The organism is Methylobacterium sp. E-016 (assembly GCF_022829745.1).
Classification (GTDB): domain Bacteria; phylum Pseudomonadota; class Alphaproteobacteria; order Rhizobiales; family Beijerinckiaceae; genus Methylobacterium.
On record NZ_JAKSYF010000170.1, the window covers coordinates 19,584 to 29,985 of the forward strand.

Genomic DNA, 10,402 nt, shown 5'->3' on the forward strand with positions numbered 1-10,402 from the left:
TTGCGGCCCGCCGCATCCCCGCAGGCCACGTCGCCCGCGGCCTGTCGCGGGCGACGTGGCGGCCCCTGGTTCAGCGCGCCAGATGCCGGTCGAGGAAGGACGCGATCTCTTCGAACGCCTCCTTCACCTCCGGCACGCGATCGTCCCGGTAGAACTGCGCGTGCGACTGCCCCTCGAAGACCTGGAGCGCGGCCTCGACCCCGGCCTGCCGAAGCTTGCGGTGCATCCGGACGGTGTTCGAGAGGAGGAGGTCGCGCGTGCCCGTCGTCAGGATCGTCGGCGGGAATCCGCGCACGTCTCCATTGATCGGCGAAAGCAGGGGATCGGTGAGATCGTGCCCCGCGGCGTAGAATTTCGTGGCCGCGTCGCAGAATCCCGCCGGCGAGACCAGCACGTTGTCCACCCTCGCGTTGGTCTGGAACGAGTCGCCGCGTTGCGTCGCGTCCGACATCGGCGTGCCGGGTACGATGGCCCCGGGCAGCGGCAGGCCTTCCGCCTTGGCCCGCAGCATCATCGCGAGGGTCAACGCGCCGCCGGCCGAGCTTCCGAAGACCGCGATCCGGTCGGGGGCGGTGGTCCGAAGCACGGCCTTGTAGACCGTCATGCCGTCGTCGAGCGCCGCCGGAAAGAACGCCTCCGGCGGCATCCGGTAGTCGACCGCGATCACTTTCATCCGGCCGAAGCCGGCCAGCAGCATGGCCTCCGGCAGGGCGGCCTCGCGGGGGTTGAGGACGTAGCAGCCGCCGTGGACGTGGATCGCGATCCGCTCCCGGTTCGCGGCGGGGATGTCGGTCGGGGTGATCGTGTACGCCCGCACGCCGTCGATCGTCGTCGGCGCCACGGTCACCCGCAGGCACTCGGACATCGGCCCGATCTGCGGGGCGGCAAGCGTCGCGAAGCCGTCCGAGAGCTGCTTCCAGCCGTCCGGCGTCGTCGGCGGCTTGTCCCAGTTCGTCCGCAGCGGCTGGGCGATGATCGCCTGCAGGGCCGGGCTCACGGTGCCCGGTACAGGAATCGTCTTGGCCGGCACCTCGCGCGGTGGGAGCGGCGCCGCCTGCGCCCACGCCGCGGACGGGCCCGCGAGGCAGGCGAGGAGGATGGCGGTCACGAAGCGCATGTGGTGCGTCCTCCGATGGAACACAGTCAGGCCCCCGCATCCGCACGCGAGCCGGCTTCCCTCACGCGCGAGGATGCGAGGGCCGGCTCGATCCGCAAGCCGGTCGCCTCGTCGAAGACGTGGATGTGGGCTGCGGGAAACGACACCCGGATGGCGTCGCCCACGGGCGCGCCGTTGGCGATCTTGAGCGTGAGCGACGCCCCGCCCGGGCGTCCGGCATGCACCAGCATCTCGGACCCGAGCAGCTCCACGACCTCGACCGGCCAGGTCATGCCCAATGCGTCGAGCACGACATGCTCCGGCCGGATGCCCAGCACCACCCGGTGGCCGTCGGGCCGGTCGAACCGCCAGGCCCCGAGCGCGACGTCCGCGTCCGCCACGCGTACCGACGTCCCGTCGCGACCGAGGGTGCCGGGAAGCAGGTTCATCGCTGGCGAGCCGATGAAGCCCGCGACGTAGGTGTCGGCCGGGCGCTCGAACACCTCCGTCGGCGTCGCCAGCTGCACCGGCACGCCCTGGTGCATCACGAGCAGCCGGTCCCCGAGCGTCATCGCCTCGACCTGATCATGCGTGACGTAGAGGCTCGTCACCTTCAGCCGGCGCTGGAGGCGGCGGATCTCGCCGCGCATCTGCACCCTGAGCTTCGCGTCGAGGTTCGACAGCGGCTCGTCGAACAGGAACAGCTTCGGGTCGCGGACGATGGCGCGCCCCATGGCGACCCGCTGGCGCTGGCCGCCGGACAGCTGGCGCGGCTTGCGCTCGAGCAGCGCCTCCAGGCCCAGGAGGGCCGAGGCGGCATCGACCTTAGCCCGGATCTCGGAGCGGGGAAGGCCGCGGATCTTCAGCGCGTAGGCCATGTTCTCGAACACGCTCATGTGCGGGTACAGGGCGTAGTTCTGGAACACCATGGCGATGTCGCGCGCCGACGGGTCGAGGCCGGTGACGTCGCGCCCGTCAATCAGGACGCGCCCGGCGGACGGCGTCTCGAGCCCCGCCACGATGCGCAGGAGGGTGGATTTCCCGCAGCCCGACGCGCCGACGATGACCAGCATCTCGCCGTCCGCCAGGGCGAGGTCGACGCCCTTCAGGATCTCGTTGTTGCCGAAGCGCTTGCGCAGGCCGTCGAGTTTCAGGCCCGCCATCACTTGTCGCCCTCCGTCAGGCCCTTCACGAACCAGCGCTGCATGAGGAGTACCACCGCGACCGGCGGGACCAGCGCCAGCACCGCCGTCGCCATGACCTTGTTCCATTCGGTGGCGGTGTCGACGCCGACCATCTTGACGATGCTGATGACCACCGTGTCGAGCTTCGGATCGGTCGCGACCAGGAGCGGCCACAGGTACTGGTTCCACCCGTAGACGAACAGGATGACGAACAAGGCCGCGATGTTGGCGCCCGAGACCGGGATCAGGATGTCCCGCAGGAAGCGCAGGGGCCCGGCCCCGTCCATGCGCGCCGCCTCCACGAGCTCGTCCGGAACCGCGAGGAACGTCTGCCGGAACAGCAGCGTCGCCGTGGCGGAGGCGACGAGGGGGATCGTCAGCCCCGTGAAGCTGTTGATGAGGTCGAGGGAGGCCATGACCTGGAAGGTCGGGATCAGCCGCACCTCGACCGGCAGCATCAGCGTCAGAAAGATCAGCCAGAAGGCGGTCATGCGGAAGGGAAAGCGGAAGAAGGTGACCGCATAGGCCGAGGGCAGCGACAGGGCGATCTTTCCGAACGCGATCGCCAGCGCCATCGCGGCCGAGACGAGCAGCGAGCGCCAGACCGGCCCGGCCCCCGCCGAGCCGTTCACCAGCACGTCGCGGTAGACGCCGAGGCCGGAGAGGCGCGGGACGAGCGAGACCTCGCCACGGGCGATCGCGGCCGAATCCTGGGTCGAGCCCGCGACGGCGATCCAGATCGGCAGGGCGAAGAGCAGGATCGCCAGGATCAGCACGGCATGCGGGATCAGAGGGGGCATCCTCCGGCGCATCAGGCGGCGGCCTTTCGCCCGAGGAACCGGAACTGCAGGGCGCAGAGGACGATGACGCCGGCCATCAGCACCACGGATTGCGCGGAGGACGAGCCGACGTTCGCGTTGACGACGCCGTCGAGGTACACCTTGAGGACGAGCGTCTGGGTCGACTGGCCCGGCCCTCCGCCGTTCACCGCGTAGACGGTCGCGAAGGTGTCGAAGGCCGCGTAGACGAGGTCGACCACGAGCAGGAAGTAGACCGTCGGCATCAGCAGCGGCAGGACGATGGTGCGGAACCGGCGGACGCCGCGGGCGCCGTCGATGCGGGCCGCCTCGATGATCGTCTTCGGGATGGCCTGGAGGCCCGCCAGGAAGAAGATGAAGTTGTAGCTGACCTGCTTCCACGCGGCGGCCAGGATTACGAGCCCTTTGGCCTGCGTGCCGTCGAGCTTGTAGTCCCAGGCGATCCCGATCCGGTTCAGCCACGCCCCGACGAGACCGATCTGCGGGTGGAACATCAGCATCCACAGCACGGCCGCCATGGCCGGCGCCACCGCGTAGGGCCAGATCAGCATCGTGCGGTAGAAGGCGCGCCCCCGAATCTCGGTATCGGCCAGGACCGCGAGCCCGAGCGCCACGCCCATCGCGATCCCGGTCACGCAGGCGCAGAACACCAGCGTCCGCCCGATCGCGGCGAGGTAGAGTGGATCGCCGAACAGGTCGACGAAGTTGTCGAGACCGACGAATTCCGTGCTGGTGCCGAAGGCGTCCTCGCGCTCCAGGCTCGATTTGATCGCCTGGATGGCCGGCCACAGGAAGAAGACGCCGGTCAGCACCAGTTGCGGCAGGATCAGCAGCGCCGGGAGCACCCGGCCCGGGAACAGCGTCCGTCGTTCCATCTCACGCGTGCCTTCCGCCGGTCCGCCGCGTCAGCCGCGCGCGGATTTCTGGAAGTCGCGCAGGACGCGGTTCCCGCGCGCGGCGGCGGCGTCCATCGCCGATTGCGCCGTCTGCTGGCCCTGGAGCGCCTTCTCGATCTCCTCGTAAAGGATCGCGCGGATCTCCGGCAGGCGGCCGAGGCGCAGGCCGCGCGAGTTCGGGGTCAGCTCCCCGCGGGAGAGCTGCCGCGCCGGCACGTCGGTCCCGGGATTTTTGTCGAAGTAGCCCGCCTGCTTCGTGGCCGCGTAGCCCGCGAGCGTCACCGGAACGTAGCCGGTGTTCTGGGCGTAGAGGGCAACCTGCTCGGGCTTCGCGATGAAAGCGTAGAAGGCCGCGACGCCCTTGTATTCGGCCTCGCTGCGCTTCGGCGCCGTCATCGCCCACAGGCTGGCGCCGCCGATGATGGAGTTGTTCGGGCGCGGATTCAGCGCCGGCTCGGTCGGCAGGAAGGCCTCGGCGTAACGGAACTTGGCGTTCTTGACGATGTCGGCACGGCCCGAGGACGAGCCGAAGCCGATCGCGGCCTGCCCGGAATAGAAGACCGCATCGGGCGCGCCGTCGCGGCCAGCGTACTTGAAGGCGCCGTCCTTCGACAGGTCCAGGAAGCGCTGGAGCTGGTCGACGAACGGCTTGGTGTTGATGAGCAGTTCCGCGCCGAGGCCGTCGTAGCCGTCGTTCTCGGTGGCGTAGGCGAGGTTCTGGATCGCGGCGTATTCCTCGAACTGGATCCAGGTCATCCAGGCGGAGGTGCTGGCGATGGGCGTGGCCGCCTTGGAGGCGAGGGTGCGGGCCGCCTTGGCGAAGTCGTCGTAGGTGGCCGGCGGCGCGTCCGGGTCGAGCCCCGCCTTCTCGAAGGCGTCGCGGTTGTACCACATGACCGCCGTCGAGGAGTTGAAGGGCATCGAGGCGAGCTTGCCGTCGGCCAAGCTGTAGTATCCCCGCACGCCTGGGATGTAGGCCTTGGGATCGAGTGCGAGCCCGGTCTCCTCCGCCAGCTTCCAGGCCGGCTTGATGGCGGCGCCAGCCTGCAGCATCGTGCCCGTGCCGACCTCGAAGATCTGGACGACGTGCGGCGCCCTGCCGGCGCGGTAGGCCGCGATCGCCGCCGTCAGCGTCTCGGGATAGGTGCCCTTGAACACCGCCTCGAGGGTGACATCGGACTGGCTCGCGTTGAAGTCGCGCGTCAGCCGCTCGACCTCCTCGCCGTTCGCGCCCGACATCGCATGCCAGAGCACGATGCGCGTCCTGTCGCCGGCGGAGACGGAGGCCGACGGGCGAAGCGCAGCCCACGCGGCAAGACCGCCGACGCCGGCCAACAGGACGCGACGATCCATCCGAAACCCTCCCCGTCGGCGGAACCGCCCTGCCCGTTGTCCTCGGGCTTGAGATGCGATCCCGCGGCACCCGCACCGGACGGCGCGACGCTCATGCCTTCATCATGCACGGACCGACCAGCGGAATAAAGCGCCACGCCGTGCGGTCCCGCGATTTGGCTTCAGGCGTCGGAGGAGCCATCTCCGCTTCGCGCGCCTCGTGGTCGTTTTGCCGGCTTCGCCGCCCCGCCGGAGGCGCCGTCGGCTCGCCTTGCATCGCAGCACTCGCTTACGGCGTTCGATGGCTTTCGCCGCTGTATGCGGCTGGAGCGCGATCACGCCCTCGGGCATCGACGCGGTGATCGGGGTCAACCTCAGCGACCGTTCACGCCGGATCGCGCGCGGGAAACCAGTTGCCGTGGAAGCCCGGCGGGATCCGGTGCCCGAGGTGGATCGTGGCGACGGGCGGCGCCTCGAACGCGCGCGCATCGAGGACGACGAAGTCGGTCGTGTCGCGCGCCGTGTCGACGACGAGCCCGATCAGCCATCCCTCGTCCTCGCCGGCCTCCGGCCGCGCCGGCACGAAGACGAACTCCCCCGGGACGCGGCCGGTACCGAATTCGTGCACGCGCCGCGCCCCGCGCGCCAGATCGTGCTTGTAGATCTGCGTCGCGCCTTCGAGCTGCGTGTTGCCGTCGGCGGGGACCGAGACCGCGTAGACGTAGCGGTGGGGTCGCCCGAAGCGGCGCTCGTCGATCCGCGGAAACTCCTGCGCCGCCGGATCAACCACCCGCCGGTCGACCCGCCCCGTCGCGGGGTCGACGGTCCAGCGCTCCAGCCGGCCCGGCCTGTCGAGGCCGCCGCCTGCCGAGGCGAACACGCTCTCGTAGGCGACGACGTCGAGGACCACCCGCCCGTCCGCGTCGTCGTAGGCGTTGGCGACGTGGAACACGAAGCATGGATCGAGGGCGCACCATGTGATGTCGGCGGCCGTCCCGTGCCGGGGGAGCAGGCCGAGGCGCGCGCGGTGGGCAGGGTTCCAGCGGAACGGGAAGCGGTGGCCGGCCAGCACCGCCCGCATCGAGAAGGTAAGGGGCAGGTCCAGCACCACCGCGAAGCGCGCCGTGATCGCGCAATCGTGGATGCAGGGGCCGTGCTCGACCGGGATCGAGACGTCGCGCACGACGCGGCCGGCGGGCGAGACGACGACGTGGCGCACGCTGTCCCAGATCCGGCCGTCGTAGGCGATGGCATGCGTCTCGCCGGTCTCGGGGTCGCGGTGCGGATGCCCGGTGAAGGAGCCGGCCAGCGTCCCCTCGAACGGATCGTAAAGCTGCGTCTCCAGATCCTCGGACAGCGCGACCGGATAGCTGCCGGCCTCGACCAGGGCGAAGGCGCGGCCGCCGATCTCGACGACGTTGGTGTTGACGGTGTCGTCGCCCCGGCGCGGTCCGGGGGCGGCGGGCCGGCCGAACGCCGCCGAGGCCGCCCGCGAGCCGATCCAGCGGTTGCGGTACCACAGGGCCTTGCCGCCCGCGACGCGCAGGCCGTGCACCATGCCGTCGCCCAGGAACCAATCGTGGCCGCGCGTCGTCGGGCGGGCCGGGTTGGCGCCCATCTTGAGGTATCGCCCGTCGAGCCCCGATGGGATCGTCCCGGTCACGGGCAGGTCCCGCAGCGTCAGCTCCGCGCGCATCGGCGCGTGGACGCCGACCACGAAGGGGTGCGCCGTCCCCGGCAGGCGCAGCCGGTTGCCGGCCGCCACCAGCGCGACGAGACCCTCGGCGGCGGCGCGGACGGTCGACGTGAGACGGTTCGGCATCGGTCGAGGGGTTCCAAGAGCGGTGCGAGGACGAGAGCCGTGATGAACCGTGACGGATGCGCTGGGTCGCGACCGCACGCACGCCTTGAGCGGGATCGAGAACCGACATAGGGCCGAGAGGCTTCCTCCGGCAATGCGATCGCCGCCCCGACGCGGAGAACCGATGATGCGCCTCGCCCGCCTGCTCCGCGCCGCAGCCCTCCCGATAGCCCTGGCGACGGCCGGCCTGGCATCCTCGGAACCATCGTCGGAACCATCGCCCTGGGCCGACTGCCTGGGCAGGATCGCCGCCGACGCCCAGGCCCGCGGGGTGCCGCCGGCCTGGGCGGACGGGCAGCTCGTCGGCTTGACGCCCAACCCGGACGTGCAGGCGGCGACCCGCGGCCAAGCCGAGTTCGTCAAGCCGATCTGGGCCTACCTCGACGCCACGATCACCGAGGCGACCATCGCCGAAGGGCAGCGCAAGCTCGAGGAATGGGCCGCGGTCCTCGAGGCGATCGAGCGGCGCACCGGCGTCGACCGCTTCACCCTCGTGGCCTTCTGGGGCGTCGAGTCGGGCTACGGCAAAGTCCTCGACGACGCCGCGATCGTCCGTCCGGTGGTGCAATCGCTCGCGACGCTGGCCTGCGGCGATCCAAGCCGACCGAGCTACTGGCGCGACGAGCTCGTCGAGGCGCTTCGGATCCTCGCGCAAGGGGATGTGCCGCCCGCGCGCCTGACCGGCTCCTGGGCCGGCGCCATGGGGCATACCCAGTTCATGCCGAGCGTCTACCGCGCCCACGCCGTGGATTTCGACGGCGACGGCCGGCGCGACCTCTGGTCGGTGCCCGACGCGCTCGCTTCGACGGCGAACTACCTCGTCGCCATGGGCTGGCGCGGCAACGAGCCCTGGGGCACAGAAGCCGTGCTGGGAGAAAGCTTCGACTACGCGCTGGCGGACGAGGACACCCCGCGCAGCTTCGACGCTTGGCGCGCGCTCGGCGCGACGCCCGTCCCCGATCGCAAAGCGGACGGCGTCGCGCAGGCCACCCTCGTCGCCCCCGCGGGCGCGGGCGGCCCGGCCTTCCTGCTGCGGCCGAACTTCTCGGTGATCCTGCGCTACAACACGTCGCTGTCCTACGCGCTCACCGTCGCGCACCTGTCGGACCGCCTTCGCGGGCAGGCCGCTTTCGCCCGCGACTGGCCCCGTGGCGACCGCGCCCTGACCGAAGCCGAGCGCCGCGATCTTCAGACCCGCCTGGACGCGCACGGCCACACGGCCGGCGCCGTGGACGGCCGGATCGGTCCGAAGACGCGGGCCGCGATCCGCGCCTACCAGGCCTCGACCGGCCTCCGTCCGGACGGCTATGCCGACGTCACCCTGCTGGACCGGCTGCGGACGTCGCCCTGACGTCCGGCGCCGGCGGGCGTGGACGACGGTCCGTGTTCGCGCCGGCCCGCGATCGGATCACCGGGGCATCCCCCTCGCTGGAGCAGGCTCTAGGCGCGCAGGCGACGGGCCGCGCCCGGCGCCACGGCGGATGTCGGCTCCCTGGACCCGGCGCTCGCATGATCGGGCGACGTCCGGACGTCGCCCGCCTCCTGGACCATCGCCGCGGCAAGAAGGCGTGCGCGCTCGGCCCAGCGGTCCCGGTCCGCCCGCAGGGCCTCCATCTGGTCCTGGTGCAAGGCCAGCGCGACCTCAAGCGCGTCGATCTCCGTCCGAAGCTCGCTCGTCCGTTGCCGCTCGCGCGCCAGGGCGGTCTTGAGCACGGACAAGGCAGCGTCCGCCGCGCCGGCCGCCGAGCCCGTCGCGTCGCCTCCCGGGCGGGCGGGCAGGCCGACGACCGCGATCGGTCCGGCCAGGACCGCGTCGGGCGCCGGCGGGATCCGGGGGGCCGCATCCGCTCGCCGAAGCTGCGCGATCTCCGTTCGCAGCTGCTCGACATCGAGGCCCGTTGCGGGCAGATCCTCGGACGGCGAAGCGATCGGCGCGGGGGCCGGCACCCGCTCCTCCTCCAGCACGAGCCCGTGCAGCATCGCGAACACGGCGTCGCCGTCCAGGCGCGAGAGGTCGAAGCCGCTCTCGGCAGCCAGCTGGCTGAATTGCGCCTGTCCCCCGGCGGACTGGCCGACGAAGGCCATCGACCAGTTCGCGAAGCCGCGCTTCTCGGTCGGCCCGCATTGAAGGACCGTCACGTCGCCGTGCCGATCGTCGCACTGGATCCGCTCGAACGTCTCCTCGACCTCGCGGCGCGGTCCCTCCAGAACCTGGGCGAACGCCCCCGCATTGAACATCAGCGCGCCGGTCACGTCCGACTCGGCGTTGTTCCGTTGCGACGCCGCGAGGATCTGCGTGATCGATGCCGTCATCTCGGCCTCCGATCCCTTCAGCAGGTTCTTGCTCGCGTAGACCAGGCGATAGAGTTCGCTCATCAGAGACTATCCGGGACTGGGGTGGATCACGCGTGCGGCGGGTAGCTCGCGAGGAAGGTCATGAGGTCGTCGGCCGGTATCGGCCTGCTGATGAGATAGCCCTGCACGTCGGTGCAGCCCTCTTCGCGGATGCGCTGCATCTGCTCCGGCGTCTCGACGCCTTCGGCGACCGTCGTCATGCCCAGGCTCTTGCCGAGGCCCGCGATGGCCCTGATGATCGCGTCGCCGTCCGGCTTGCTCGACAGGTCCTTCACGAAGGAGCGGTCGATCTTGATCTTGTCGAAGGGGAACGAGCGCAGGTAGCTCAAGGAGGCGTAGCCCGTGCCGAAATCGTCCATCGACACGCGGACGCCGAGCTCGCGCAGCCGATGCAGCGTCCGCAGCGTCTTCTCGTTCTCCTGAAACAGCACGCCCTCGGTGATCTCGACCTCCAGGCGCCGGGCGGGCAAGCCCGAGCCGGCAAGCGCCGACATGATCGTCTCGACCAGGCGGTCGCTCTTGAACTGGGCCGGGGACACGTTCACGGCCACCGCCATGTGCGCCGGCCAGTGCATCGCGTCGCGGCAGGCCTGCCGGATGACCCAGTCGCCGATCGGCACGATCAGGCCGATCTCCTCGGCCAGCGGGATGAAGTCCAGTGGTGAGACCGCCCCGCGCTCGGGATGCTTCCAGCGGATCAGGGCCTCGCAGCCGATCAGCCGATCGCCGTCGAGCTGCATCTGCGGCTGGTAGTGCAGCTGGAACTCGCGGCGGGCGAGCGCCTGACGCATGTCGAGCTCCAGCCGGCGGCGCGCCTGCATGCGCGCGTCCATCTCGGGCTCGAAGAAGCGGTACGTGCC

9 protein-coding genes are annotated in these 10,402 nt (G+C 70.8%); 1 reads left to right on the forward strand and 8 read right to left on the reverse strand.

Annotated features, from left to right (window positions below):
- Nucleotides 1–70: 70 nt before the first annotated feature.
- The 6 genes from MKK68_RS25320 to MKK68_RS25345 form a co-directional block, all read right to left on the reverse strand.
- Nucleotides 71–1,117, reverse strand: a complete 1,047-nt coding sequence (locus MKK68_RS25320; RefSeq protein WP_244033302.1) for an alpha/beta hydrolase — start codon at nucleotides 1,115–1,117, stop codon at nucleotides 71–73.
- 26 nt (nucleotides 1,118–1,143) lie between these two features.
- The gene (locus MKK68_RS25325; RefSeq protein ID WP_147726475.1) at nucleotides 1,144–2,259 is read right to left on the reverse strand and encodes an ABC transporter ATP-binding protein; all 1,116 of its coding nucleotides are present in this window, start codon (nucleotides 2,257–2,259) and stop codon (nucleotides 1,144–1,146) included.
- On the reverse strand, nucleotides 2,259–3,080 hold the full coding sequence (gene ugpE / locus MKK68_RS25330) for a sn-glycerol-3-phosphate ABC transporter permease UgpE (protein ID WP_243932763.1): 822 nt from the start codon (nucleotides 3,078–3,080) through the stop codon (nucleotides 2,259–2,261). The genes MKK68_RS25325 and ugpE overlap by 1 nt, the downstream gene beginning before the upstream one ends.
- A gap of 11 nt (nucleotides 3,081–3,091) precedes the next feature.
- A complete protein-coding gene (locus tag MKK68_RS25335) occupies nucleotides 3,092–3,973 on the reverse strand; it encodes an ABC transporter permease subunit (protein ID WP_244033303.1) in 882 nt (293 codons plus the stop codon).
- Between the two features lie 30 nt (nucleotides 3,974–4,003).
- A complete protein-coding gene (gene ugpB / locus MKK68_RS25340) occupies nucleotides 4,004–5,347 on the reverse strand; it encodes a sn-glycerol-3-phosphate ABC transporter substrate-binding protein UgpB (RefSeq protein ID WP_244033304.1) in 1,344 nt (447 codons plus the stop codon).
- Between the two features lie 364 nt (nucleotides 5,348–5,711).
- The gene (locus tag MKK68_RS25345) at nucleotides 5,712–7,148 is read right to left on the reverse strand and encodes a carotenoid oxygenase family protein (protein ID WP_147726482.1); all 1,437 of its coding nucleotides are present in this window, start codon (nucleotides 7,146–7,148) and stop codon (nucleotides 5,712–5,714) included.
- A gap of 163 nt (nucleotides 7,149–7,311) precedes the next feature.
- On the opposite strand from MKK68_RS25345, the gene MKK68_RS25350 reads away from it, so the two are divergent.
- A complete protein-coding gene (locus tag MKK68_RS25350) occupies nucleotides 7,312–8,538 on the forward strand; it encodes a lytic murein transglycosylase (RefSeq protein ID WP_187274689.1) in 1,227 nt (408 codons plus the stop codon).
- 89 nt (nucleotides 8,539–8,627) lie between these two features.
- Here the strand turns inward: MKK68_RS25350 and MKK68_RS29610 are convergent, their stop codons facing one another.
- Complete coding sequence (locus MKK68_RS29610; RefSeq protein WP_147858511.1) at nucleotides 8,628–9,563, reverse strand: BLUF domain-containing protein; 936 nt, start codon at nucleotides 9,561–9,563, stop codon at nucleotides 8,628–8,630.
- Between the two features lie 26 nt (nucleotides 9,564–9,589).
- Nucleotides 9,590–10,402, reverse strand: an 813-nt coding sequence (locus tag MKK68_RS25360; protein WP_244033305.1) for a putative bifunctional diguanylate cyclase/phosphodiesterase, incomplete at its 5' end; no start/stop codon positions are given.

Bases quoted from the DNA above. Each gene is read 5' to 3' on its own strand.
- MKK68_RS25320 (WP_244033302.1), bottom strand. From the start codon at position 1,117: ATGCGCTTCGTGACCGCCATCCTCCTCGCCTGCCTCGCGGGCCCGTCC.
- MKK68_RS25325 (WP_147726475.1), bottom strand. From the start codon at position 2,259: ATGGCGGGCCTGAAACTCGACGGCCTGCGCAAGCGCTTCGGCAACAAC.
- ugpE (WP_243932763.1), bottom strand. From the start codon at position 3,080: ATGCCCCCTCTGATCCCGCATGCCGTGCTGATCCTGGCGATCCTGCTC.
- MKK68_RS25335 (WP_244033303.1), bottom strand. From the start codon at position 3,973: ATGGAACGACGGACGCTGTTCCCGGGCCGGGTGCTCCCGGCGCTGCTG.
- ugpB (WP_244033304.1), bottom strand. From the start codon at position 5,347: ATGGATCGTCGCGTCCTGTTGGCCGGCGTCGGCGGTCTTGCCGCGTGG.
- MKK68_RS25345 (WP_147726482.1), bottom strand. From the start codon at position 7,148: ATGCCGAACCGTCTCACGTCGACCGTCCGCGCCGCCGCCGAGGGTCTC.
- MKK68_RS25350 (WP_187274689.1), top strand. From the start codon at position 7,312: ATGATGCGCCTCGCCCGCCTGCTCCGCGCCGCAGCCCTCCCGATAGCC.
- MKK68_RS29610 (WP_147858511.1), bottom strand. From the start codon at position 9,563: ATGAGCGAACTCTATCGCCTGGTCTACGCGAGCAAGAACCTGCTGAAG.